This window comes from Nitrosopumilus adriaticus (assembly GCF_000956175.1).
Classification (GTDB): Archaea; Thermoproteota; Nitrososphaeria; order Nitrososphaerales; family Nitrosopumilaceae; genus Nitrosopumilus; species Nitrosopumilus adriaticus.
The window spans coordinates 1,301,074-1,326,319 of record NZ_CP011070.1; the positions used below are offsets into that span (position 1 = coordinate 1,301,074).

Genomic DNA, 25,246 nt, shown 5'->3' on the forward strand with positions numbered 1-25,246 from the left:
AAAAAGTTGTAGAAAGATTAGAAACCTTTTGGAAGTGTGCCTCTAGAAGATTTTGGTGCTTCAGGTTCTGGTTTTGGTTCAAATCCTTTTGGTAGTGCACCGCCTTTTTTACTAGATGCAGAGCTTGCCTCAGCTGCGGCTCTTGCTTCAGCTGCAAGTGATTCTTGGTAAGCTTTCTCTTGATCAATTCTTTCTTGTTCCATTCTTTTCAAGTAATCTTGTTCATATTCTTCGAGTTCTTGTTGTCGTGATTTGCCTTCATTTCCACCGGAACTGGTTTGTTGTGGTGGAGGTGCTTGTTGAGTTTGCCCCATTCCTTTTGGGAGTGTACCTTTAGCTGGCTTTGGTGCTTCTGGTGGAGGTGCTTGTGTTTGTGCTTTTACCTCAACGCCTTCAACACTCATGTCAACTCCACTAAATGATCCAAATCTTTTGTCAGCTGGATGGAATGCCATTCTTTGTCTTGTTGCAAAGTATTGGTTTGATGGTGCTGTATAACCAGTAACTGTTGCTTTTTGATCATTCCAGTTTCTTGTTGGAACGCTTCCAACAGGTGCATGTAATCTAACAAAGTATCTGTTAGGTGCTGGAGAATAGCCTGTTACCTTTGCTCTGTAATCATGAAATGATGTCATTGGAGCAGTGTAGTATGCGTTCTCTAAAGCCTCTTGTACTGTTGCTGGAGGTTGTGATGTTGTTTCAGCTGGCTTTGGTGCTTCCTGTGGTTTAGGAGCTTCTGCTGGTTTTGCTTCCATACCCTTTGGTAGAACACCTTTAGGTTTGGTAGTTGGAGCTGGTTTTTCAGCTGGCTTTGGTGCTTCCTGTGGTTTAGGAGCTTCTGCGGGTTTTGCTTCTGCCGGCTTTATCTCAGCTGGTTTTGGAGCTGGCTTTGCTTCAAGTTGTGTCGATAATTTAGTTAGTTTTGCCTCGAGTTCTGCGATTTTGTCTTCAAGATCTTTTTTTGTATTTGCCTTACGTTTTGCGGCCATTCCTTTCAGTAAATATTGCATTGTTTATTTACATTTTGATCAGTGATTTGTTTTTGATAAAAGAAATTATGAAAAAAATACAATAATTTGTAAAAATTTCAATAGTTTTGAGATGAAATGATCTGAAGATCGTTGTAAGAATTAGTCAGGTTCCCAAAAATGCATGACATACATGCAATTGTTGCATCGCCACAGTTTAACATGAATTCCATTTTCGGTATCAGCCACATATTTTCCATCATCCATCTTGGTAACTCTTGGCAAATAATTCAATTCTTCATTTTCAAGCCATTCGTTTTGTTGGCAGTTGGGACAGACGATTTTTGGAGGCATGTGTAATATAGAAAATGATCAAAGAAGAATATTACTATTAAAAATAGAAAATAAAGGATGTAATTGAATTAGAAACCTTTTGGGAGTGTACCTTTAGCTGGCTTTGGTGCTTCTGGTGGAGGTGCTTGTGTTTGTGCTTTTACCTCAACGCCTTCAACACTCATGTCAACTCCACTAAATGATCCAAATCTTTTGTCAGCTGGATGGAATGCCATTCTTTGTCTTGTTGCAAAGTATTGGTTTGATGGTGCTGTATAACCAGTAACTGTTGCTTTTTGATCATTCCAGTTTCTTGTTGGAACGCTTCCAACAGGTGCATGTAATCTAACAAAGTATCTGTTAGGTGCTGGAGAATAGCCTGTTACCTTTGCTCTGTAATCATGAAATGATGTCATTGGAGCAGTGTAGTATGCGTTCTCTAAAGCCTCTTGTACTGTTGCTGGAGGTTGTGATGTTGTTTCAGCTGGCTTTGGTGCTTCCTGTGGTTTAGGAGCTTCTGCTGGTTTTGCTTCCATACCCTTTGGTAGAACACCTTTAGGTTTGGTAGTTGGAGCTGGTTTTTCAGCTGGCTTTGGTGCTTCCTGTGGTTTAGGAGCTTCTGCTGGTTTTGCTTCCATACCCTTTGGTAGAACACCTTTAGGTTTGGTAGTTGGAGCTGGTTTTGCTTCAGCAGGTTTTGTTTCTGCTGGCTTTGTCTCAGCTGGTTTAACTTCAGCAGGTTTTGCTTCAAGTTGTGTTGATAATTTAGTTAGTTTTGCTTCTAATTCGGCAATCTTTTTTTCAAGATCTTGCTTTGTTTGCTTTTTAGCAGCTGCCATAATTTTGATGAACAAACTGGGGTTTATGTACATTTGGGTTGATTACCTCAACCAATTTTGATCAAGTTTTATATGCACTGAAAGTATACTTTGTCTAATGGACGACTTTGAGAAGGAATTTCCTGAATTTGATTGGAAAAATATTCCAGCATACAAACATCCCGGAGGCAAAGATTGTCCTTGCCCAAAGCATGAATATATTCGAGAGCAGATTAATTTTACAAAACAAGTAAACGAGAAAGGCAAAGAGCCATCCAGAGTCACACTCAAGTTTTGTCCCGATCATTATAGAGTCTACATGGACGAGGTAATTCCTGCAATGCCACTAAAGTACAAGATTCTAACAAAGATTGCTCTAAAACTTGGAGCAATTCAAGTTGAGCAATTAAAGTACATGGAGTCAGAATTATGCTTTTACTGCAAATTCGGTTCTGGCGGACATGACAAAAAGAATGAACTTCCACCAATGTAATAATTAAAAAAATACATTAGATTTTTCACATTTAGATTAGCAAAAATTACTACAGTATTTTTCTCAAAAATCATTACAGGTATCTCTTGTAGAAAAATCAAATTTACATGCTAAAAGAATTTTAGAAAAATATGATAAATCCAGTTAAGCTTATACTTGAACTAGGATCAAAGTAATTGTGCCAATAGAGGATATTCACGAGTTCGTATCAGAACTAGAAAAGAAGGGAGAATTAAAGAGAGTAAAAACCCAAGTTGATGCAGATTTAGAGATTGCAGAAATTCTAAGGAGGAAAATGTATTCTTATGGCCCTGCAATTCTTTTTGAAAATGTAAAGGGTTTTGAGATGCCAGTTTTAGGAAACGCGTTTGGTTCAATGAAAAGATTAGAGATTGGACTTGAGATGACAGACTTTACAGAAATTGGTAAACGTATTGCAGATATGACAAAGATGGACATTCCATCAGGATTACTAAACAAAATAAAAAAACTTCCAGAATTATCAAAGATGACAGCATCATTTCCCAAAACAGAAAACAGCGGTCCGGTTACAGAGATTACATCAAGTGATGCATCTTTTGATGATTTACCAATTTTAAAATCATGGCCAAATGATGCTGGAAGATTCATCACTCTAGGATTAGTTGCAACAAAGCATCCAGAAACAGGAGTGAGGAATTTGGGAGTGTACAGAATGCAAATAATTGACAAAACTCATGCATCAATGCACTGGCAGAAGCATAAACGAGGAGCTCATCACGGAGACATTTCAAAAGACAAGGGAGAAAAAATTCCAGTTGCAATTATTTTTGGCGGGGATCCTGCAACAATTTTTTCATCAATTGCTCCAGTTCCAGAAGGACTTGACAAGTATTTGTTTGCAGGAATTACGCGAAAAGAAGGAATCAAAACTGTAAAATGTAAAACAATTGATCTAGATGTTCCAGCAAATGCAGAGATTGTTTTAGAAGGATACGTTGATCCTGCCGACATTAGAGATGAAGGACCATTCGGAGATCATACAGGATACTATACCCCAGTAGAACCATATCCAACATTCACACTAACTGGAATTATGAGAAGGAAAAATCCAATTTATGTCACAACAGTAGTTGGCAAACCAATTCTTGAGGATGCATATATTGGCAAAGTAATCGAAAGATCATTTTTACCTTTGATACAAATGTTCCATCCTGAAGTTGTAGACTTTAGCATGCCAGCAGCAGGTTGGTTCCAAGGATTTGCAATTATTTCAATTAAAAAAAGATACCCCGGCCAAGCAAAGAAAGTGATGATGGGATTATGGGGAATGGGGCAGTTATCACTAACTAAGATGTTCGTTGTTGTAGATGAGGACGTCAACGTTCATGACATCAATGATGTAATTTGGGCAATTACTACAAGAGCAGATGCTGCAAGAGACACGACAATTATCAATAACACGCCAACGGATACTTTAGATCCTGCATCACCTCTTGTCAATCTAGGTTCTAAGATGGGAATTGATGCAACTCAAAAAACCAAAGAGGAGGGATATCAACGAGAAATACAACAGCCAGTAAAGGTTGACGATAAGACAAAAGATCTAGTAGATTCTAAGTGGTCTGATTACGGACTATAAAGTTACAGGATTGTAGAAATTATCACGCTCTTCAACTTCATAACCAATTTGGTGTATTGCATCCATGATTATTTTGTCAGTCAGCTCAGTTGAGCGTGCACCGGTACATGAAACTACCTCTTCTCCAATGAGTGTGCCACCAAAATCATCTGCACCATATTGCAATGCCAGTTGAGCCATACCAACACCATTTGTAAGCCATGAAGATTGAATGTGTGGAATTAATCCATCAAACACTAGTCTTGATATTGCAATCATTTTCAATAGTTGAATTCCACCAGTACCATATTCTACCAAACCTTCTTCGTGCATCAAAGTATTGTTTGGCTCAAAATTCCATGGGATAAATGCCATAAAGCCATTAGTTTTTTCTTGTAATTTTACAATTTTGTAAAAGTGCTCAACAACATCACTTTTCTTTTCTACATGTCCATACATCATTGTAGCAGAAGCTGGAATACCAAGTGAGTGTGCCTCATCCATTATTCTAATCCAATCATCACTGGATATTTTCTTGGGGCTAATGATTTCTTTAACAGAATCAGTTAAGATTTCAGCACCAGCTCCAGGAATTGATTGCAATCCAGCATCTTTTAGTCGGGATAAGATTTCTTTAGTGGAAGATTTTTCAACTCTTGCAATCATGTCAATTTCAGATGTTGACAAGCCATGAACACCAACTGTTGGGAATTTCTCTCGAATCATTCTAAATGCGTCTTCATAATATTCAATCTTCAAATTTGGGTTATGGCCACCCTGAATCAAAACTTGGCGGATCTTAAACATATCATAAGAGGTTTTAACTCTAGTTTCAATTTCATCAAGTGTTAATGTGTATGAATCATCAGCACCAGGTGATCTATAAAATGCACAAAATTTACAATCAGTGATACAGACATTAGTATAATTCAAAATAATATTATTTACAAAAGAAGCCTTTTTGCCAAATTGTTTTCTTGTTAGATGACCTGCTGCAAGACCCATTAAATGAACATCATCAGACTCTAAGAGTCTCAAGCAATCCTCAGGACCAGGACGTTGGCCATTTAGAGAATTTTCCAAAATATCTTTAATGTCGCTTTTTTGAATTTGTTCAGTAGTCTGACTCAATTGTTGTCTATCCTTTGTATTTTCTATTTAATCCTTGATAGAAATAATGAATACACTCAATGAGTAATTTGTGCTCAATTTAAAAAATACATGATTTACGAGTCACGTTATTTTTAAGTAGGGCACAAAAAGCAGATCAACGCATGGTATCAGGCAATCAAATCAGATTAAATCGAATTCTTCGAAAAGGAAGAATGTTATGTATCCCAATGGATCACGGTATTTCAAATGGGCCAATTGAAGGTCTAGAAGATCCAGTATCTACAATTTACAAATGTGAGGGCCATGGTCTTACCAGTGTAATTATCAATAAAGGAATTCTCAAAGCATTACCAAAGCCAACCAAAGTTGGAGTTTTAGTTCATTTCTCTAGTAGCACATCATTATCGTTATCACCTAACCGAAAAATGCTTACTGGAACAGTAAAGGAAGCAGTTGCGATGGGTGCTGATGGAGTTTCATTGCACATCAATATTGGAGGCAAGGAAGAGCCAGAGATGCTAGAACAATTAGGAATGACTGCAGACCAATGTCACAAGTGGGGAATGCCACTTTTAGCAATGATGTATCCAAGAGGGGAAAATATCAAAGATCCACATGAACCTGAAATTGTAGGTCATGTTGCAAGAATTGGGGCAGAATGTGGCGCAGACATTGTAAAGACACTATACACTGGCGACATTGATTCATTTGCAAAAATCGTAAAAAGTACTCCAGTACCAATTGTAATTGCAGGTGGACCCAAAGCAAAAACAGATTTAGATATTCTTCAAATGACAGAAGATGCCATGACTGCAGGAGCTAAAGGAGTTACATATGGTAGAAACATCTTTGCACATAAAACACCTGAAAAAATAGTTGAGGCATTAGCTGATATAATTTTTAGAAAAGTAACTGCAAAGGAAGCAATGAAGAAAATTGAGTAAAAATAGAGAATTAATTATTTCACCCAAAGTCTCACAAACACAGCTAGCTAAATTTCTTCCACAGTTAGAATCAGAAGGAATCAAAATGTTGTATATCGATCCAAAAAAATTAGGAAAGAAGAAAACAAAAATTAAAACAGTTTACCCTTCAAATGCATCAAACTTTGTAGTTCTTGAAAAAGAAGGAATGGTAAAACCAAAAGGCAAGAAAGTAGGCATGAAGTTTCAAGTATTATCAAATTCAGATATTGATCATATCCTTACTGTTGCAAAGAAAGGATTAGACTTTGTCATTGTAGAAGTGAAAGATTGGAAAATAATTCCTTTAGAAAACATTATTGCAAAACTCCACAAAATTCACACACAGATTTTTGCAATAGCAAAAACTCCTGAGGAGGTAAGAAAGATGTTCTCAATTTTAGAAGTAGGGGTAGATGGAGTTATTTTCAACACAGATTCAATTAACGAGGTTAGAGAGGCAATGCTATACCTAGGAACAAGAAGTTTCGATATGAAACCAGCAAAGATTATCGAGATTAAAGAGGTAGGAGACGGAGAACGAGTATGTGTAGATACCGCATCAATGCTTCACAAAGGGGAAGGCATGTTAATTGGGAGTAGATCAAACTTTTTGTTTCTTGTACACAACGAATCAGTAGGTTCATCATTTACATCTCCTAGACCATTCAGAGTTAATGCCGGCGCAGTTCATTGTTACACATTATCACCTGACGGTACAACAAACTATCTTTCAGAAGTTGAAACAGGTTCTGAAGTCTTAATTCTAAATTCTAAAGGAAAGGCAAGAAGAGCAACTGTGGGAAGATCAAAAATAGAAAGAAGGCCAATGTTGATGATAAAAGCTTCTGCAGGAGGAGAAATCGGAGGAATAATAGCTCAAGATGCTGAAACAATTAGATTTGTAAAACCAAATGGACAACTAGTCTCAGTAACACATCTCAAGAAAGGAGACACAGTTATGGTTCATTCAAAGCCTGCAACTGGCAGACATTTTGGAATGGAAGTTTCTGATGAATACATTTTAGAAAAATGAAGTACAAAACTTGTGTATCAATTGCTGAAAAAACACCAAATAAAATTAAACAGACATTAAAAATTGCATTAAAGAAATCAGATTTTGTTGAAGTGAGATTTGATTTTTTAAAAATTGAACAAATTCCAGAATCATTGGAATTAATCAAAAAAGATCTAAATAGAATTGTCTGCACACTAAGACCTAAAACAGAAGGGGGTAAATTTTCTGGAAATGAAAAAGAAAGAATTGCAATTCTCAAGCTTATTGCAGAATATAATCCATTTTTGTTAGATGTGGAATTTAACACACTAAAGAAAAATTCAGCATTAACAAAATATCTCAAATCAACAAAAACAAAACTACTTGTTTCATGGCATGACTTTAAAAAAACTCCAACGTCTGCAGAATTAAAAAAGAAGATTGCTCAAATGTCCAAGTTTTCAAACAATGTCAAAATTGTCAGTACAGCAAATTCAACAGATGACGCAACTAGAATGCTAGAGTTGTATAGTAAAAAAGGGAAAAATAATTTGATATCATTTGCAATGGGAGATATGGGAAGAATATCAAGGATTTTGTGCCTATATTTGGGCAGCCCATACACGTACGTCTCTTTGGGAAAAGCAGTAGCACCAGGTCAATTCAGTGTTGATGAAGTAAAAAAAATTACAAATCTAAAATAATTGTCATTTGAGAGTTTAAATCAATCATACAAGTGAGAAAAATAAGATGGGAAAATCATTTGCAGTAATAGGAGATCCAATTGATCATTCATTATCTCCAAATATTCATAGCGCAGCATTTAGGGAATTAAATTTAGATGCTTCATACATTGCATATAGAATTCCAGTTGGGGAATTAGAAGAAGGTGTGGAGGGACTCAAAAAAATAAAAATTGACGGATTCAACATCACCATTCCCCACAAAGTAGAGATGATGAAGTATTTGAATAAAATGGATGAATCTTGTAGTTTGATTGGTGCAGTAAATACTGTTACAAACAAAGATGGGATTCTAAAAGGATACAATACAGACATGGATGGTTTTCTAGAGCCATTTAAGAAGAAGAAATTAATCATAGAAAACAAAAAAGTTCTTCTTCTTGGTGCAGGGGGGGCAGCAAGAGCAATAGTTGCAGGATTTGCTAAAGAAAAAGCAAAATCCATAACAATTGCAAACAGGACTTTGCAAAATGCAATGAATCTCTCAGAATTTGCAAAAAAGATTGGGCTTGATGCAAATGCCATGAAAATTGAGGATGTAAAAGAATCTTCTAAAGATTATGACATAATAGTAAATGCAACTTCTGTAGGACTAAAAAATGAGCCAAGTGTTATTTCTTTAGAAGGCATCAATGAAAAAACAATAGTTTATGATATTGTTTACATGCCAATGAATACAGATTTTATAAAAAAAGCAAAAGCAAAAAATGCAGTAATAATTTTTGGTTATGAAATGCTACTAGGGCAAGCAGTAAGAGCCTTTGAGATATGGCATGGAATGGAAGCACCTTATAATGCCATGAAAAAAGCATTGTTAGGAGGATTTTGATGGCAAAAGCAAAGGCTACAGTCCATGGAGCAATATCACTAGTAAATGCAATTGCAAATCAAAAAGGCGCAACTCTAGGCATAGATTTAACAGTTGAGGCAACAATAGAGACGAGTCCAGGCAAAGGAATCACCATAGAGTCAGATAATAAAACTCTCAGCTCCCGATTAATCAACAAAACAATTGAGAAGATTATCTCAAAGAAAGATTTGGAGCAAAATAAAATTCTAGTTAAGTTGGATTCAGAAATTCCAACTGGGTACGGATTAAAGAGTTCAAGTGCAATTTCATCTGCAGTTGCACTTGCATGTGCAAAGATATTCAAACCTAAATTCACGGATCAGCAGATTTTGCTTGCAGGAGTTGATGCATCAATTGAATCCAAAGTGAGCATCACTGGAGCATATGATGATGCGTGTTCATGTTACTATGGAGGGTTTAATGTAACTGATAATGCAAAGAAAAGAAGAATACATTTTGAAAAAGGGCCGACCAATTTGATAGCAGTGATATTTATTCCAAAAAATAGAAAACGCGGGAATTTGAAGAATCTCAAAGTGCTATCAACTGTATTTGAAAATGCTTGGGAATTAGCAAAAAAAGCAAACTACTGGGAAGCAATGATAATTAATGGTTTAGCTACTGCTTCAATTCTTAATTCAGATCCTAAAATCATTACAAGTTTAATTGAAAAAGGAGCAATTGCAGCTTCAGTTTCTGGAAATGGTCCTGCAATTGCAGCAATTGTAAAAAAAGATAACGAGTCAAATATTAAAAAAATATTCTCTCCTCTTGAAGGAAGAGTAATTGTCTCTAAGGTGAATAATAAAAAGGCTGAAGTTCATGAAGTGTAAAGTTGAAAAGTCAAAGATTTCAGGGCAAATAATTTGCCCTGCAAACAAGAGCTATACTCATAGGGCCATATTTCTGGCATCACTTGCTGGAAAAAATAGTGAAGTTAAAAATTTCTTACACTCTGCAGACACAACTGCAACAATAGAAGCTTGTAAAAAATTTGGTGCAGAAATGATAATTGAGAATTCATCAATAATTGTAAAAAATCCCATAAAATTTGACAAAATCGTACCTGAAATCAATACCGAAAATTCAGGAACAACCATTAGAATTGCATCAGGGATTGCCAGTTTATTTTCTGAAGAGATAACATTAACGGGAGATTCCAGTTTACAAAAAAGACCAATGCAACCGTTACTTGATGCATTATCAAGTATTGGTGCACAATGCAATTCAACTGATGGGAAACCACCAATCAAAATCAAAGGAAGGATTTCTGGAGGAGATGTCAAAATTCCAGGAAATTTTTCTAGTCAATTTATTTCAGCGTTGTTGATTAGTGCGCCACTTACAGAAAAAGGAATTAATCTTACAATTGAGGGGAACTTGGTATCAAAACCATATCTTGATGCAACAATAGCTACAATGAGAAAGTTTGGAGTGTCAGTTCAGACATTAATTCCATACAAAAGATATAACATCACACCACAAAGATACAAAGAGGCAACATTTACTGTTCCAATTGATTTTTCTAGTCTCGCATTACTTCTCTCATCAACTGTTCTTAATGGTGATGAAATTACAATTAAGGGCAACATAGGAAATTTACCACATGGTGATGAAGTTTTCATAGATATCCTAGAACAATTAGGAGTTACTGTTATGATCAATGAGGAAGAAATCAAAATCAAATCACCTGAAAAACTAACTGGTGGAAAATTTGATTTGAGTAATTCACCGGATCTTTTACCACCCCTTGCAATTTTAGCTTTAAAATCATCATCACCAATTGAAATAGTAAATGTAAAACATGCAAGACTAAAAGAAACAGACAGGATTGCAATAATTGCAAGAGAACTTGTTAAATTAGGAATCAATATTCAAGAAAAAGAAGACGGCTTAATCTTAGAGTCTTCAGAAAATTTGAAAGGAGCTGAACTTAATTCCGAAAATGATCATAGATTATTCATGTCTTTTTGTATTGCTGGAATGTACATAGGAGATTGCACAGTATCAGATCCAGAATCAGTAAATGTTTCATTTCCAAATTTCATAGAAGAGATGAATCGTATTGGCGGAAAAATTCAAGTGGACTGAAAAAAATTATTTAAAAAAATCAAGTAAAAGGGGTAAAAGGCGCGACCCTGTATAGGGTGAAAAGCATTCTCCTCACCCACAACGCTTTTGCGTAGATAACATGTCTTTTTCGCAGGGCCGCGCAAATTATGGTTTAGAATTTACACGTTTTTCCATATAATGTGTATGTAATTATTATATTTAAGATTATATTATAATTATTTCAATAAAAATATAATAATTATGTAATTTTTTAGTAGGCACACTAGATCCTCAAAAAGAAACGAAATATGAATTTATGAAAAAATCAAAGGAATTTACTTTTCAAAATTAGACTGAATCTTCTGAGTCAGGATTCTTTGGAAGAGTTATGGTAAATATTGTTGGTGGAGAAGTTACAGAAATGATACCATTGTGACCTCTGACAATAGAGGCGACACTCGCCAAGCCAAGTCCTGTTCCTTGTTGTTTTGTGGTGAATAGTGGTTCAAAGATATGTTCTTTCATATCACTAGGAATTCCTTTTCCAGAATCTTGAATAGAAATCATAATTTCATTTGCATGTTCTTCACAGTTTATTTTTATCTCACCTTTTCCATCAATGGCTTGAATTCCATTAATAATTAGATTAGTAAGAGCCACTGCAAGACGTTTTTTATCACAATAAAATTCAAAGTCATTTTTTGAAATATCAAAATAGATGTTATTTGGAAGATTGATTGAATCTAATGCATCAGCAATAATTACAGAAATTTGTGTTTTTCAATTTGCATAGGTTCATTTCTAATGAAACCTAAAACATCTTCAATTTGATGAGATATCCTACTTATTGCACGTTCTACTCTATCAAAATGTTTTTGATCGATTTTTGTGTCTTTAGACATTAATTTTAGATTTTCAAGAGATACTTGAATGATTGATAGAGGGTTTCGTATATCATGCGCCAATCTTGCAGATAGTTCACCTATAGTAACAAGTTTTTCTTGTTTTAGTATTTTCTCCTGAAGTTTTATTCGTGGTGTAATGTCAGTTCGGATTTCAATATAATGATGTATTGTATTTCCATCATAAATAACAGGAGTGATCACGGTTTTACCCCAATGAAAAGTTCCATCTTTTGATTTATTTTTTATTTCACCACTCCAAGTCTTTCCGGATTTGAGAGTATCCCACATATCTTCATAGAATGAAAAAGTATGATATCCTGATTGGACAATTTTGTGGGTCTTACCAACCAATTCATCTCTAGAATATTGTGAAATTTGACAATATTGCTCGTTAACATAAGTAATTACACCATTAGGATCTGTGATTGTTACACTTGCAGAGTTATCCAATGCCTTTCTGAAATTTTCAAGTTCTTGTACGGAGGATTTTACAGTATTACCCATTTCAATGATTTTATTTCTTAGAGCATCAAACTCATTTTTAGAATGAGTGGAAACGATATCGTATTGCTTATCGGAAATTTGAGAAGTTAATTGTTTCAAAGACTCTACTTGTTTAGAAATATCAAATGAGATTATTATAACAATGATTATAGATACTAATCCTAAAAGAATATTTAAGATCAAATTAGAATTTGTTATTTGAGCAGAGATGTTATTAATAGAATTTTGCTCTAGTTCTATTCCAGTATTTTCCATAGAATAATTTTGTTCTAATATATTTTGAAAGTCATCATAAATTACATCCAAATCTTGAATTAATAATATTACAGTCTCACTATCTCCAGAGTCCACATTACTAATAATAGAATCAGACGTTAAGACAAACTCAGCAAAGATATTTTCATAGTGATCAACATAATTATTCATCATATTTTTCATCCTATCATCAGCTAAATCATCACCCAAGGAATTTTTTGCAAACGACAAATTTTCATATTCACGGACATGATTAAGAAAAGTAGTTTGTGATTCCAAATAGGCATTTTTTGTTTTCTCATTAGGAAAAATAATGTAATAATGTACATAATGGTTAGCAGTAATGAAAGACTTTTCAATATCTCCCAGAAGCGTTAATGCAGGAATACTCATAGAATTGTGGTATTCAGCAACAGAGTTAATCTCAGAAGATAAATAACTATTGTAAGACTGACCTGCAACAAAAATTCCAATTATCAGTATTAGTCCTAGAGCTAATTTTGTGCGAATCTTCAATTTACAGTTATTTGAAATGGATTAACTGTCATTGTTAAACATTTTTTTGAGTTGTTAAAAAAATCAATTAGTAACAAATAATGAATATGCGTTCACTGTTTTGAAAAAATTCAAAATCCAATCACATACACCTACAAGCATTATTTTGGCAGTCAAATAAAATGAGAAAACATCAAAAAAGTACGGTTTTTCATGCCTAATATCATACTTAAAATCAACAATTTGTTTTGGATTACCGTTATAAGCATCATTTAACTTTAGTAGATTATTGCCGGGAAGTTCAATTGGTCAGCGTCTAATTTTAACAAGTTTTGGTGAAAGCCATGGAAAAGCTATCGGTGCAGTGTTAGATGGGTGTCCTGCAGGTCTAGAAATCGAGGAAAAAGAAATCCAGAAGATGCTAGACTTGAGAAAGCCTGGACAAAATATGATATCAACACAAAGAAAGGAAGGAGATATTGTAGAAATTGTTTCAGGAGTGTTTAGAGGATTTACAACAGGCGCCCCAATTACCATGTTAATTTGGAACAGTGATCAAAAATCAAAAGATTATGAAAATTTAAAGACAAAACTAAGACCGGGCCATTCAGATTATCCGGCCATGATAAAATATAATCACTTTAATGATCATAGAGGCGGAGGTAGATTTTCTGGAAGACTTACTGCAACACACGTAATGGGTGGAGCAATTGCAAGAAAATTACTTAAAGTTACACTAGGAATTGAAACAAATTCGTTTACATCGCAAATTGGAAAAATAAAGATGGAGAAAAATTTCAATGAAAAAATGGTTCCATCAATTTATAAAAATGAAGTTAGATGTCCAGAAAATAAAACTGCAAAGATGATGAGGGAAAATATTCTAAATGCACGTAAAAAAGGTGATTCACTTGGAGGCATTATTGAATCTGTTACGACAAATGTTCCAGTAGGACTAGGCGAACCAATCTTTAGTTCATTAGAATCAGATTTGAGTAAAGCTATTTTTTCAATTCCTTCAGTTAAAGGAATTGAATTTGGTTCAGGGTTTAGAGGTTCAGAGATTCATGGCTCGGAAAATAATGACCTGTATATAATGAAAAGAGGAAAGATAATTACAAAGACAAACAACTCAGGAGGAATTCTTGGTGGAATTTCAAATGGAATGCCAATTACAATGAGAATTGCATTCAAGCCAGCATCATCTATTGCACAAAAACAAAATACTGTTGATATCAAGACGAAAAAAGAAGCAATCCTCCAGGTGAAAGGAAGACACGATCCATGTGTAGTTCCACGAGCCCCCCCAGTAGTAGATTCACTAGTTGCATTAACTATTGCAGATCATGCACTCCTTGCAGGGGCAATCAAGCCTGTTTTGTAAGAAAATGTCAGATATCAATGATCTTCGAAATAAAATGGATCAAGTAACACTTGAAATGATAAAATTATTAAAAATTAGAACAGACATTGCAAAAGAAATTGGTGAGGTTAAAAAAAATATTGGAAAAGGTGTCACAGATGAGGTCAGAGAAGATAATTTACGTCGAAAAGTAATTTCACTATGTGATGAAATTGGACTGGAAGAATCTATTGCAACAAAATTTTTCAATTTTCTATTAAATGAATCAGTAAAAGTTCAATCAGTCAACAAACAAACACATCTCTCAATATTCCTAAAAGCAAAATCAATGGAGCAGCAAGGAAAAAAAATTATCCATATGGAAGTAGGAGAGCCTGACTTTCTACCACCACTAATTGTTAAAAAAGCATTAGAAGAAGTATTTGATAAAGGGTTTTTGAAATATGGTCAAGCTAGAGGCATGCCAACTTTCAGAGAGGCACTTGCAAAATATGCTTCTAAAAAATTCAATGCTAAAGTAACTGAAGATAACATTATTGTCAGCCCGGGTGCTAGATTTTCAATATTTACTGCAATTACTACACTTCTCAATCCAGGTGATGAAATGATAGTAATAGAACCTGCATGGCCAGCATACAAAGATTGTGCACTTAATGCAGGAATAAAAGTAAGAACTATCAGTACAACTTTGGAAGAAAAATGGGATCCATCATTAGAGCAGATCAAAAATACAATAAATTCAAACACAAAGATGATTGTGCTAAATTATCCAAACAATCCAACAGGCAAAATACTTTCTGAAAAACTTCAAGATACGATTGTGGAGTTGGCCAAACAAAATGATCTGTATGTACTAAGTGATGAAATCTATTCTCAATATGCAAAATCTAACTGGAAAAGTATTCTATCATATGATTATAAGAAAAGCATAGTTACTCAATCATTTTCAAAATCTCATGCCATGACAGGATTTAGAATTGGTTATGCAATTGCAGATACAGAAATTATTGAAAAAATGGCAAAATTAGAGGCATTATGCCTAACAAATGTCTCAGAACCAATCCAATATATCGCCATGAAGGCTCTAGAAGCGGACACATCCAACAATTCTAATACGGTTCAAAATAGACTAGATTTGTTGATTGAAAAGGCATCTGAGATAGGGTTAGATTTTGTAGTTCCAGATGGCGCAATGTACATTTTTGCTAGAAATAATCAGGAAGGATTTGACGGAATTCAATTTGCCAATTCCAGTCTTGAAAAAGGACTTGCCGTAGCACCAGGAGAAGGGTTTGGGAATTACAGGAATTTCATCAGAATTTCTGCATGTCAAGACGAGAAAACACTAATTGAGGGAATGAATATACTGAGTAACATCATGAGTGAAAAACAATGAAAAAGATTACAGTTGTTGGTGCAGGAGGTCAAATGGGACAATGGTTTGCCAAATATTTTGCAGCGAAGGATTTTGAAGTAACAGGATATGATTCAGAAAATAAAATTGCAGGGAAAAATATTATTTCATCAGATTCTTTAGTAGGATCAATCCTAAAATCAGATTATGTAGTGTTATGTACTCCAACAAGAAGAACTCCAGAAATTATTAGACTGATAGCAAAAGAGATGAAGAGAGGCACATATCTTATTGAAATATCATCAGAAAAATCCAAAGTGGTTTCATCATTGTCAAAAATGCCAGATAAGATTAATCCAATATGTATTCACCCAATGTTTGGTCCTGGAACAAAAACGATCAAAGGTCAAAACATTATTTCAGTCCCCATTAAAGATGCTAAAAAAGAACTAACAGTAGCAAAAACATTGTTTGAAGGTGCAAACTTTGTAACAATTGATGCAGCAGAGCATGATAAAAAAATTGCAGTTATTTTGGGATTGACTCATTTGATGAATTTAGTTTTTGCAAATATAATTTCAAAAGACGAAAAAATGAATCTTACAGAAAAAATGTCAGGCACCACATTTAGAGTTCAAAAGACATTAGCAGAAAGTATCATGACAGAATCTCCAGAACTTATTGAAACAATTATCGCTAATCCAGAAATTAGGAGAGTTGCAGAAGAGCTTTGGAAAGATATTGGAAGATTACTTACTGCAGTACAAGAATCAAAGACTGAAGAAGTGATTACATATATCAAAGAATGTCAAGAGAGGTTAGCCAAGCATACTGATGTTGCTGAATCATACAAAAGAATGACAAAAATGGTAAAAGCAGTTGAAAAATAGTAGGCATGCGTTCAACAAAAATTGTTACGTCGTTCATTAGAAGTAATGACAAATTATTGATTTTGAAAAGAAGCGACAAAGTAAAATCAATGAAAGGTCTCTGGGCGGGGGTAAGCGGAATCATCGAAAATAATGAAGAGCCATTGAAAAGAGCAAAGATAGAAATTTTTGAAGAAGTCGGAATCACAGAAGATGAAATCAGACTTGTAAAATCAGCAGCAGGAATGAGAGTTAATTCCCCACAATATCAAAATCACGAATGGGAGATATACCCATTTTTGTTTGAGGCAGAAAATCCAACAGTCAAACTAAACTGGGAAAATTCACAATATGAGTGGATAAACATAGAAGAGTTAGAAAAATATGAAACAGTTCCTAGTCTTCAAAAAGTCTTATTCAATTTGTTGTAAGTTATCATTTTCTTTTTCATATTTTTTTTGTTGCGGTAACATCATGTAAACACAAGCGCCACCACACATAGTACATGGGACATTGTTTCCAGGGTGTTGTCCCGTTCTACTGTGGATTTTTGCGGCTTCTTCTGGATCTATAGATAGTGCAAGTTGCTTTTCCCAATCCAAAGTACGTCTTGCTTCAGTCATTTCCATATCCCATTTGATAACTTTATCACGAATTTTAACAAGATCACCTGCATGAGCTGCAATTCTATATGCAATTAATCCAGCTTTTACTTCATCTGCATTAGGCAATGCCAGATGCTCAGAAGGAGTAAGATAACATAAAAGATCCACACCTTCACTTGCTGAAACTGCAGCTCCTATTGCACTTGCAATATGATCATGTCCGGATGCAACATCTGTAACTAACGGACCTAGAACATAATATGGAACATCGCCGATTAAGGATTTTGCTAATCGCACATTTGCTGCAACTTCGTTTAATGGAACATGTCCAGGACCTTCGACCATTACCTGTATGTCTTGTTCATGAGCACGTTTAGTTAATTGTGAAATATTTATCATCTCTTGAACTTGCAACTCATCATGAGAGTCTAGGATCGAGCCTGGTCTAAGAGCATCTCCGAGGCTAAATGTCACATCATATTTTTTTGCAATCTCAATCAAATAGTCATAGTGAGTCAAGTATGGATTTTCTTTATCATGTTTTAGCATCCACGCAGCAGTAATGGTCCCACCCTTACTTACAACACCACCATATCTCTGAACCTTTAGTATTCTTTTTGCAATATCTTTTGTAATCCCACAGTGAATTGTCGTGTAATCAACACCATCTTTTGCATTATTTTCAAATGCGTTAAGATAATCATCTTCAGTTAAATTCAAAGGGTTTTTGTGAACTTCAACACCATAATTATAAGCCTCATAAATTGGAACAGTACCAAAAGTAATTGGTGCAGTATCCATTAGCGTTTGTCTTATCATTTTAACATCTCCACCATCACTAAGATCCATCATGGTGTCTGCATGATACTTTACTGCAACTTTTGCTTTTTCAATTTCTTCATCTAGATTTACATTCAGAGTTGAAGTACCAATGTTTACGTTTACTTTAGTTTTGAGACCCTTGCCAATTCCAACATTGTGAATTTTTTGCGGTCGTGAATTATTACTTGGAATTATAATTGAGCCACGAGCAATTTTTGGGATAAGCCAATCCAATGAAACATCTTCGTCTTTTGCAACTTGTTTCATTTCATCAGTTGCTACACCTCGTCTAGCTGAAGTCATCTGTGTTGCCATAGAACAATCTACGTTGTTACCTGATTTAAACAATAGTGAAAAATGAAAAAAAATCAGATCGCACCACTATTGTTTATAGTATATTAAGAAAATAGATCGACCTTAAATGTTAGAATGCCACTATAGATCAGTATGAGAGCAATCAAAGAATGTATGCATTGTGGAAAGGAGTTCTATAGTTTAAAAGATGATTTTTGTTCTTTTGATTGTGTAACTCAATCATCATAATTTTAAAATTAATCAAGTTCCAATTCTTTTTGCAGATCTAGTTTTTCGGATTTTATTCTAAAAATTCTATCCATTATAGGCGTGATAATGTGCTTAGAATCATCGGAATTTGCAAAATTTTCCTTAATCTCTTTTACTCTTTGAGATAATTCAATTTCAGCAGAAACTAGAGAGATGTATTTTCTTAGTTTTTGATTTTCAGATTTTAAAGATTCAATTTCAGAGGCAGTTGTCATCTGGGAGGACTCCAACTTTCTTCAACATCATTATTTGTAGATACAAGTAACTGCTTACCACATTTGAAACACTGCCAGAGGAATTTTTCATCTTTTTTTGTTTGATATTGCATGGGAAGTAAACAAGTCGTGCATCGTAATTCTTCAGGGGATCCATCTATTATCGGAATTTTTGTCATTTGCTTGTAGATAATCACTCAAGTATAAAATCAATATTATGAAATGAGAGTTTTGGAAAAAAGTAAAGTAAAAGCAAATTAGTGCTAAAAAAAATAGAAAACCATGAATTTACTTTCAATTGGAGGCTCAGATCCTTCATCAGGTGCTGGAATTCAAAGCGACATCAAAACTTTTTCATCATTTAATGTTCATTGTCTTACTGTAGTAACTGCAATTACCAGTCAAAACACATCAAATTTTGGTATTGTAGAGCCAGTATCACAAAAAATTTTAAAAGATCAAATTCTATCTGTAATGTCGGATTTTAAAATTGATGGAATAAAAATCGGAATGGTATACAATTCTGATATCATTAAAATTCTGCATACCAAATTAAGAAAATTAAAAATTCCAATTGTAGTAGATCCAGTAATTAAATCAACTACTGGCGGAATGCTAATAGAAAAAACAGCGATTGTAGATTTTCAAAAATACATCATTCCTCTTGCCACAGTTATTACGCCAAACAAGTACGAAGCAGAAATACTATCAAAATCCAAAATAACATCAAAAAAATCTACTAGCATGGTTGCAAAAAAAATTCAAAGGATGGGAGCTAAAAATGTTGTAATAACAGGAGCACAAACGGGAAGTAAAAAAATTTCAGATTTCATTCTAGAGAAACATAAAGAATACTATATTTCTGGAGAGAAAATCAACAGCATCAATCATGGTAGTGGTTGCAATTATTCAGCAGCTATAGTTTTTGCTCTAGCGAAAAACAAAACAATAGAAGAATCATTAAGATTTGCCCAGCAATTTACTCACAATTCAATTAAAAACGCAAAGAAAGTGGGAAAAGGAATAGTAATTACTGAAATTCAAGATCCTATTCACAAAGAGTTGTCAGAGGCCATAGAGAAATTTATTCAAATCAAAAATATTTACAAAAATATTCCTGAATGTCAAATAAACTATGTTTATTCCAAACAAAAACCAAAATCAATAAAAGATATTCTAGGAATTTCTGGAAGAATAGTAAAATCAGGAAATGGTGCTACAGTAGCAGGAGAGTTAGATTATGGGGGTTCAAAGCATGTTGCAACAGCATTATTAATCATGAATAAAAAATATCCAAAAATCTGTTCTGCAATAAATATAAAATATCAAGATACTACAATTTCAAAAATTAAAAAATCAAAATTAATTGTTTCAAGTTATGATAGAAAAGAAGAGCCAAAAAATGTGAAAATTAAAGGATCCACCATTGAGTGGGGTATCAAAAAAGCTGTGAAAAATACAACAAAAATACCAGATGTGATTTATCATAAAGGAGATTTTGGAAAAGAGCCAATGATCATAATATTTGGGGAAACGCCAGACAATGTTTTAAAAAAAATTATGAAGATTATTTGAGTATGATCAAAACTCATCCTTGAACATAAATACTCAATTCTCAAATGAAATTTGTGAAAGCAGTAATTCTTGCCGGAGGTTTAGGCACAAGGCTACAGCCATACACCACATTTCTTCCAAAACCAATGTTACCATTAGGAGAAAAACCAATTTTAGAGCATCTAATTGAATGGACAAGAAAAAATGGCGTTAAATCAATTGTACTATGTGTTAGTTATCTAAGGAAAACAATCGAAGATTATTTTGAAGACGGTAAAAGACTAGGAGTGAATATAGAATATGCAGTTTCAGATAAACCACTTGCAACTGCAGGTCAACTAAAAACAGCTGAGAAATTCATCGATGACACTTTTGTTTGCATTTACGGCGACTCAATTTTTAATTTTAGTCTCAGAAATATGATAAAGCAGCATAAACAAAAAAAAGCATTTGTCACTATGAGTCTAAACGAATACAAAACTAATTTGCCTTATGGAGTAATAGATACGCTGAAGAATGGGAGAGTATCAAGCTGGAATGAAAAACCAGAGATAAAGGCAAATGTAAACATGGGGTGTTATGTAATGGAGCCTGAAATTTTAAAATTCATACCAAAAAACAAACCATTTGGAATGGACGATGTTATTAAAAAAGCCATGAGTAGAAAAAAAGTAGTTAGCAGTTTTCTTACAAAGAATGGGTTTACAGATATTGGAAATAAAGCATCCTACAAAAAAGCATATCAGGAATATATTCAAAAGTTAGGTAAGATCTGAAAATAAAAATGAGCGATCCAATTATCAGAGAATTAAGAAAAGAAGACCTCTGGAATGGATTTCTAATTTCACTAGATTCATTAAAAAATGCAAGCAATATCGAAAAATCTAAAGCTGAAGAGATTTTTGAAAAAATTAATTCAAATCCCGATCATATAATAGCAGTTGCAGAAATAGATGGGAAAATTGTAGGTTCTACAACACTTCTCATAGAATCAAAGTTTATCCATAATGGGGGATTAGTTGGACACATTGAAGATGTGGTTGTGAATAAAGAATTTCAAGGACAAAGAATAGGAGAGAAAATTATGAATTATTTAATCGAAATATCAAAAAAACGAGGCTGTTACAAGACAATTCTAGATTGCACAGATGATGTTAAACCATTTTATGAAAAGCTAGGCTTCAAGCAAGTAGCTAATGAATTAAGGTTGGATCATATCTAGAAATATTCTTTCTTTGGACGTTTCTTTTTTTCTTTCATCAAATAAGCCCCAACAACAATTGCAGGGATGGAGAGAATAATAAACAATATAGGAGTTAACTGAAGATAATCAGTAACATAATCATCATTTATTGAATCCAATATGAAATAAGAGGCCAACATCCCTACCAACAAAATTGCACCGCCTGCAACAATGATCATGCCAGTGGGTTTAGAACCATAAGTTTTTGTCATTATAAAAGGAACAGCAGCTAAAATTCCAGCAGGACCAGCACCGATTGAATAAAACATGAACAGTTTAGAATCAATAAAGTTCTGAGTATAAAGATCAGGATGTTGATCATCAATCAGTAAGTATTCCAGAGAAATTATTTGACCAACAAACAGTACAAAAAAAACAAGACTGGTTAATGCAAGCCAATTTTCAACTCGCATTTTAATTTTAAACATAGTTTAACACAATTTAGTTGATAAATAAACCATTCAAAAAATCAAACAATACCAACCAAGTTGGCTAATTCTTTTCTACAAGATGCCCCGAGTTTTTCTGCAGCTTGTTCTGGAGAAACATCATTTAAGAAAATACCATATCCACGTTCTAATCCAGACCAAGATTTTGTGATAGGATAAACCTCAATGTGCCAATGAATTTGTCGACTGTTTTTCTTTTCAGGGGACAAATGAAAAACAAGGTTATACGATACATTTTTGACAGTTTTTGACAAACCACCCAAAGTTGCTCTTAAAATTAAAGACAAATCATTAATTTCTTTTTGTGTAATTTTTGAAAAGCTAGTAGTATGTTTTTTTGGGGAAATCCAAAACTCATATGGATATGATGGAGACCAAGGACAAAATGCGATAAAGCCTTCAGTTTGAAGAACTTGTCTTGGACCAGCAATTTCTTCATTTACGGTCTGACACATTGGGCACACTCCTTTTTCATTTAGAATTTTGTGTGATGCCTCGGCTTCACTCTCAATTACTGGAGGAATAGTAGAGAAGGTAAGGAGGTTTAGGTGAGGGTGAGGATTAGTACTTCCTGCCAAATCACCATGATCACCAAAAATTGAAACGTATGTAACACCTTTTTGAGTATATAACCATCTTAATCTATCTTGAACAACAACTAGAACGTTTGACCATTGTTCAGGATCAATTGTTGCAAATGTGTCTTTTTCTTTTGGAGATGCAACAACAATGTAATGATATCCATATGCTGGTTCACTATAAAATGGCCTATCACTGTAAGAATTTTCTGTATCAATTGAAACAATAGGATTTTTACTTTCAAATACTCTAATTGCCCAACCTTCAACATATTCATCCTCATTATCTTGAAGACGTTGTAGCATTCCATCTTTTGCAACAAGTGATAGTACAGAAGGGTTTGTCATGGATTCATTTCCAGGAGCAAAGGGGGATTTTTTTGGATCAATAATTTTATCTTCTTTTTTGGTTACAATCATGAAACGCTCAGAAACATAATCTTTGCGCATATCCCCCATAATTGTAACTGAAAGAAAATGTCTGTTAAAACGTTTACTAAGAGATGATATTTTCAAATTAAAAACATATTTTGAAATTAATTTCAATAAAAATTAAAATTCATATTTTGAGTATTTATGAATAAGCTAAAAATCAAATTTAAAAAATTAATTGATTCCAAATTTTTGATCGCACATTTTGTTGCAAGCTTTAAAGGAGAGCAGCTAAGTTCCTAAAACAGAGAATATTATGGATAATTCAGATATTCATATGATTTACGTTCTATTAGATGGAGTCGGAGATCTTCCACATCCAGACTTACAAGGAAAAACACCATTAGAGGCAGCAAATACTCCGACTTTGGACAAAATTGCAAGCAATGGATGTATTGGAGAGGTGATTTCTGTTGGCAAAGGAATTGCTCCTGAATCAGATATTGCTGTTTTCAATATGCTAGGATACAGATTCAATCATGCAGAATATGTAGGAAGAGGAGTCATCGAAGCAATAGGAATTGGTATTGACTTTAAGGACGGGGATTTAGCATTAAGAGGAAATTATTCCACATTAAATGATGACGAAGTAATTATCGATAGAAGAGCAGGAAGGAATATTGAAAAAGAGGATGCAGATGGAGTTGCAAAAGAGATTGAAGAAAAAATTAGCCTCTCAAGTCCAGATACATCTGTCGTAGTAGCACCAACAATAGGTCACAGAGTCACAGTCAGAATAAGGGCAAACAATAGAAAACTTTCTTCGAAAATCACCAACACAGATCCTGCATATAGCAACATAGGAGGTATGGGAGTAGCAAAAGCAGTGGGAGATTTCCTAAAAATTGAGAAATGCTTACCATTAGTAGATGATGAAAGTTCAAAATTTACTGCAAATATAGTCAATGAGTTTTCAGAGCAATCAATCAAAATTATGAAAGAAAGTGAAATTAATAAAAAAAGAAAAGAGCAAGCAAAGAAACAGCTTAGTTGTATTTTACTAAGAGATGCAGGAAACAAATACCCAGATGTGATTCCAATTAATGAAAAATATTCTATGCAGTTTTCATGTATTGTAGATATGCCAGTAGAGATTGGAATATCAAATGTTCTAAAAATGAAAGCATATGAAGCTGGAGGATTAACGGATTATGAAGAAAAAGCCAGAGTTGCAGCAAAAGCAATGGAAACTCAAAATTCAATCTATGTCCATCTCAAAGGACCAGATGAATTCGGTCACGATGGAGATGCAGTTGGAAAAATGAAAAATATTGAAGAGATTGATCAAAGATTTTTCAAAACACTTGTTGAAAACATTGATTCGAGTAAAGTTGCAATAGTAATATCTGCTGATCATTCTACACCATGCATTAACAAAGGTCATAGCGATGATCCTGTACCAGTTTTAGTTTCAGCAGATTTTATTAAAAATGACGGAACTACTAGAATGACTGAAGAGCAAGCAAAGAAAGGAAGTATTGGTCTTCTTCAAGGTGCAGAAGTTGTCCCAAAAGCACTAGAACTAATTAAATCTCAAACATAGTTAATTTTTTTGCTTGCTGCATTTCAACGCATTTCTTTCTTATTCTATCCACATCAATAGAATGATACATTGAAGGTGAAGAACCTAATTTTTCCAATGCCCTACTTAACATTCCGATGCCAATATTTTCTTCATTTTCTTGCTGATGTGCAAATGCTACTGCTACTAGAATAATTCCTTGGACTAGCTCCTTTTCTCTCCCATAGCATTGATTCCAAACACCCTCAAATGCTTCATGACACTCCCAAAATCTCTCATTATTAAAAAAAAAGATCCCATCCTTTATGCCCTTCTCTTTGTCAATGTGTTCCTCAAAAACATGTCTGACATTATCAAGATCCCCTATAGGGGACAATTTATCAACAAGTGAATCTAGATCTTCTTTTTCAGCAGCCACATCAAATTCTATAAATTTTGTAGCAACTCTAGCTAGTCTTACTGAGACATTTTTCATATCGGCTGCAAGATCTCTTGCCTTGTGAGCAAGCTCCCTGCAATTCTGAGGCAAATATTTCTCATTTTTAAAATGAAGAAGATAACGTTCCACATTATGATTCAGAAGGATTT

General features: G+C 34.1%; 28 protein-coding genes. 16 read left to right on the forward strand and 12 right to left on the reverse strand.

Going from position 1 to position 25,246, the window contains the following annotated elements; genetic code table 11:
* Positions 1-17: 17 nt before the first annotated feature.
* From NADRNF5_RS07675 to NADRNF5_RS07685, 3 genes are all read right to left on the reverse strand, one after another.
* Positions 18-989, reverse strand: coding sequence for a trans-sialidase (locus NADRNF5_RS07675; protein WP_048119380.1), 972 nt, complete (start codon positions 987-989; stop codon positions 18-20).
* A 141-nt stretch (positions 990-1,130) separates the two neighbouring features.
* Positions 1,131-1,322: a hypothetical protein gene (locus NADRNF5_RS07680; RefSeq protein WP_048116941.1), complete on the reverse strand. Its 192-nt coding sequence runs from the start codon at positions 1,320-1,322 to the stop codon at positions 1,131-1,133.
* Between the two features lie 68 nt (positions 1,323-1,390).
* Positions 1,391-2,140: a trans-sialidase gene (locus tag NADRNF5_RS07685; RefSeq protein ID WP_048116945.1), complete on the reverse strand. Its 750-nt coding sequence runs from the start codon at positions 2,138-2,140 to the stop codon at positions 1,391-1,393.
* Positions 2,141-2,237: 97 nt separating this feature from the next.
* On the opposite strand from NADRNF5_RS07685, the gene NADRNF5_RS07690 reads away from it, so the two are divergent.
* Both NADRNF5_RS07690 and NADRNF5_RS07695 read left to right on the forward strand, forming a co-directional pair.
* Positions 2,238-2,612, forward strand: a complete 375-nt coding sequence (locus tag NADRNF5_RS07690) for a hypothetical protein (RefSeq protein WP_048116947.1) — start codon at positions 2,238-2,240, stop codon at positions 2,610-2,612.
* Between the two features lie 178 nt (positions 2,613-2,790).
* Positions 2,791-4,233, forward strand: coding sequence for a menaquinone biosynthesis decarboxylase (locus NADRNF5_RS07695; protein WP_048116950.1), 1,443 nt, complete (start codon positions 2,791-2,793; stop codon positions 4,231-4,233).
* Here NADRNF5_RS07695 and mqnC read toward each other — a convergent pair.
* Complete coding sequence (mqnC, locus tag NADRNF5_RS07700) at positions 4,228-5,343, reverse strand: cyclic dehypoxanthinyl futalosine synthase (protein ID WP_048116954.1); 1,116 nt, start codon at positions 5,341-5,343, stop codon at positions 4,228-4,230. The genes NADRNF5_RS07695 and mqnC overlap by 6 nt on opposite strands.
* A gap of 143 nt (positions 5,344-5,486) precedes the next feature.
* Here mqnC and NADRNF5_RS07705 point away from each other — a divergent pair, with 143 nt between their 5' ends.
* From NADRNF5_RS07705 to aroA, 6 genes are read left to right on the forward strand one after another with little or no spacing between them, the layout of a single operon-like run.
* Entirely contained in the window at positions 5,487-6,269 is a 783-nt protein-coding gene (locus tag NADRNF5_RS07705) for a 2-amino-3,7-dideoxy-D-threo-hept-6-ulosonate synthase (RefSeq protein ID WP_048116956.1), read from the forward strand.
* Positions 6,262-7,323, forward strand: a complete 1,062-nt coding sequence (locus tag NADRNF5_RS07710; protein ID WP_048116958.1) for a 3-dehydroquinate synthase II domain-containing protein — start codon at positions 6,262-6,264, stop codon at positions 7,321-7,323. The genes NADRNF5_RS07705 and NADRNF5_RS07710 overlap by 8 nt, the downstream gene beginning before the upstream one ends.
* Positions 7,320-7,988: a type I 3-dehydroquinate dehydratase gene (aroD, locus tag NADRNF5_RS07715; RefSeq protein WP_048116962.1), complete on the forward strand. Its 669-nt coding sequence runs from the start codon at positions 7,320-7,322 to the stop codon at positions 7,986-7,988. The genes NADRNF5_RS07710 and aroD overlap by 4 nt, the downstream gene beginning before the upstream one ends.
* A 46-nt stretch (positions 7,989-8,034) precedes the next feature.
* Positions 8,035-8,856: a shikimate dehydrogenase gene (gene aroE / locus NADRNF5_RS07720; protein ID WP_048116963.1), complete on the forward strand. Its 822-nt coding sequence runs from the start codon at positions 8,035-8,037 to the stop codon at positions 8,854-8,856.
* Complete coding sequence (locus NADRNF5_RS07725) at positions 8,856-9,710, forward strand: shikimate kinase (protein WP_048116965.1); 855 nt, start codon at positions 8,856-8,858, stop codon at positions 9,708-9,710. The genes aroE and NADRNF5_RS07725 overlap by 1 nt, the downstream gene beginning before the upstream one ends.
* Positions 9,700-10,968 (forward strand): 3-phosphoshikimate 1-carboxyvinyltransferase, encoded by a 1,269-nt coding sequence (gene aroA / locus NADRNF5_RS07730; RefSeq protein WP_048116967.1) that lies wholly within the window; start codon positions 9,700-9,702, stop codon positions 10,966-10,968. The genes NADRNF5_RS07725 and aroA overlap by 11 nt, the downstream gene beginning before the upstream one ends.
* 309 nt (positions 10,969-11,277) lie before the next feature.
* Here aroA and NADRNF5_RS11640 read toward each other — a convergent pair whose 3' ends face one another.
* On the reverse strand, positions 11,278-11,589 hold the full coding sequence (locus NADRNF5_RS11640) for an ATP-binding protein (RefSeq protein WP_052661906.1): 312 nt from the start codon (positions 11,587-11,589) through the stop codon (positions 11,278-11,280).
* 101 nt (positions 11,590-11,690) lie between these two features.
* Positions 11,691-13,109 (reverse strand): PAS domain S-box protein, encoded by a 1,419-nt coding sequence (locus NADRNF5_RS11645; RefSeq protein ID WP_052661907.1) that lies wholly within the window; start codon positions 13,107-13,109, stop codon positions 11,691-11,693.
* Positions 13,110-13,377: 268 nt separating this feature from the next.
* Between NADRNF5_RS11645 and aroC the strand changes: the two genes are divergently transcribed.
* From aroC to NADRNF5_RS07755, 4 genes are read left to right on the forward strand one after another with little or no spacing between them, the layout of a single operon-like run.
* On the forward strand, positions 13,378-14,472 hold the full coding sequence (aroC, locus tag NADRNF5_RS07740) for a chorismate synthase (RefSeq protein ID WP_048116970.1): 1,095 nt from the start codon (positions 13,378-13,380) through the stop codon (positions 14,470-14,472).
* A 4-nt stretch (positions 14,473-14,476) separates the two neighbouring features.
* Positions 14,477-15,847, forward strand: a complete 1,371-nt coding sequence (locus tag NADRNF5_RS07745; RefSeq protein ID WP_192828310.1) for an aminotransferase class I/II-fold pyridoxal phosphate-dependent enzyme — start codon at positions 14,477-14,479, stop codon at positions 15,845-15,847.
* Positions 15,844-16,695 (forward strand): prephenate dehydrogenase/arogenate dehydrogenase family protein, encoded by an 852-nt coding sequence (locus NADRNF5_RS07750; protein WP_048116976.1) that lies wholly within the window; start codon positions 15,844-15,846, stop codon positions 16,693-16,695. The genes NADRNF5_RS07745 and NADRNF5_RS07750 overlap by 4 nt, the downstream gene beginning before the upstream one ends.
* Before the next feature lie 5 nt (positions 16,696-16,700).
* Positions 16,701-17,105 carry an NUDIX domain-containing protein gene (locus NADRNF5_RS07755; RefSeq protein WP_048116978.1) on the forward strand — a complete coding sequence of 135 codons (405 nt, stop codon included), beginning with the start codon at positions 16,701-16,703 and terminating at the stop codon, positions 17,103-17,105.
* On the opposite strand, the gene thiC is transcribed toward NADRNF5_RS07755, so the two are convergent.
* The 3 genes from thiC to NADRNF5_RS07770 form a co-directional block, all read right to left on the reverse strand.
* Positions 17,088-18,416, reverse strand: a complete 1,329-nt coding sequence (gene thiC / locus NADRNF5_RS07760; protein WP_048116981.1) for a phosphomethylpyrimidine synthase ThiC — start codon at positions 18,414-18,416, stop codon at positions 17,088-17,090. The two genes, NADRNF5_RS07755 and thiC, sit on opposite strands and share 18 nt — an antisense overlap.
* A gap of 236 nt (positions 18,417-18,652) precedes the next feature.
* A complete protein-coding gene (locus NADRNF5_RS07765) occupies positions 18,653-18,880 on the reverse strand; it encodes a hypothetical protein (RefSeq protein ID WP_048116983.1) in 228 nt (75 codons plus the stop codon).
* Positions 18,877-19,059, reverse strand: coding sequence for a hypothetical protein (locus tag NADRNF5_RS07770; RefSeq protein WP_048119386.1), 183 nt, complete (start codon positions 19,057-19,059; stop codon positions 18,877-18,879). Before NADRNF5_RS07770 ends, NADRNF5_RS07765 begins: the two co-directional genes overlap by 4 nt.
* A gap of 103 nt (positions 19,060-19,162) precedes the next feature.
* On the opposite strand from NADRNF5_RS07770, the gene thiD reads away from it, so the two are divergent.
* Genes thiD through NADRNF5_RS07785 form a run of 3 tightly spaced genes read left to right on the forward strand, consistent with a single transcriptional unit; the run spans position 19,163 to position 21,656 of the window.
* Entirely contained in the window at positions 19,163-20,455 is a 1,293-nt protein-coding gene (gene thiD / locus NADRNF5_RS07775; RefSeq protein ID WP_048116986.1) for a bifunctional hydroxymethylpyrimidine kinase/phosphomethylpyrimidine kinase, read from the forward strand.
* A 53-nt stretch (positions 20,456-20,508) separates the two neighbouring features.
* On the forward strand, positions 20,509-21,210 hold the full coding sequence (locus tag NADRNF5_RS07780; protein ID WP_048119389.1) for a nucleotidyltransferase family protein: 702 nt from the start codon (positions 20,509-20,511) through the stop codon (positions 21,208-21,210).
* A gap of 8 nt (positions 21,211-21,218) precedes the next feature.
* Positions 21,219-21,656 carry a GNAT family N-acetyltransferase gene (locus NADRNF5_RS07785; RefSeq protein WP_048116988.1) on the forward strand — a complete coding sequence of 146 codons (438 nt, stop codon included), beginning with the start codon at positions 21,219-21,221 and terminating at the stop codon, positions 21,654-21,656.
* Here the strand turns inward: NADRNF5_RS07785 and NADRNF5_RS07790 are convergent.
* Both NADRNF5_RS07790 and NADRNF5_RS07795 read right to left on the reverse strand, forming a co-directional pair.
* Entirely contained in the window at positions 21,653-22,105 is a 453-nt protein-coding gene (locus tag NADRNF5_RS07790; protein ID WP_237089245.1) for a hypothetical protein, read from the reverse strand. The two genes, NADRNF5_RS07785 and NADRNF5_RS07790, sit on opposite strands and share 4 nt — an antisense overlap.
* Positions 22,106-22,146: 41 nt before the next feature.
* The gene (locus NADRNF5_RS07795) at positions 22,147-23,163 is read right to left on the reverse strand and encodes a galactose-1-phosphate uridylyltransferase (RefSeq protein ID WP_048119395.1); all 1,017 of its coding nucleotides are present in this window, start codon (positions 23,161-23,163) and stop codon (positions 22,147-22,149) included.
* A 229-nt stretch (positions 23,164-23,392) separates the two neighbouring features.
* Between NADRNF5_RS07795 and NADRNF5_RS07800 the strand changes: the two genes are divergently transcribed.
* On the forward strand, positions 23,393-24,679 hold the full coding sequence (locus NADRNF5_RS07800; protein WP_192828311.1) for a BPG-independent phosphoglycerate mutase family protein: 1,287 nt from the start codon (positions 23,393-23,395) through the stop codon (positions 24,677-24,679).
* Here the strand turns inward: NADRNF5_RS07800 and NADRNF5_RS07805 are convergent.
* Positions 24,663-25,226, reverse strand: a complete 564-nt coding sequence (locus NADRNF5_RS07805) for a DUF309 domain-containing protein (RefSeq protein WP_048119402.1) — start codon at positions 25,224-25,226, stop codon at positions 24,663-24,665. The genes NADRNF5_RS07800 and NADRNF5_RS07805 overlap by 17 nt on opposite strands.
* Between the last annotated feature and the right edge of the window lie 20 nt (positions 25,227-25,246).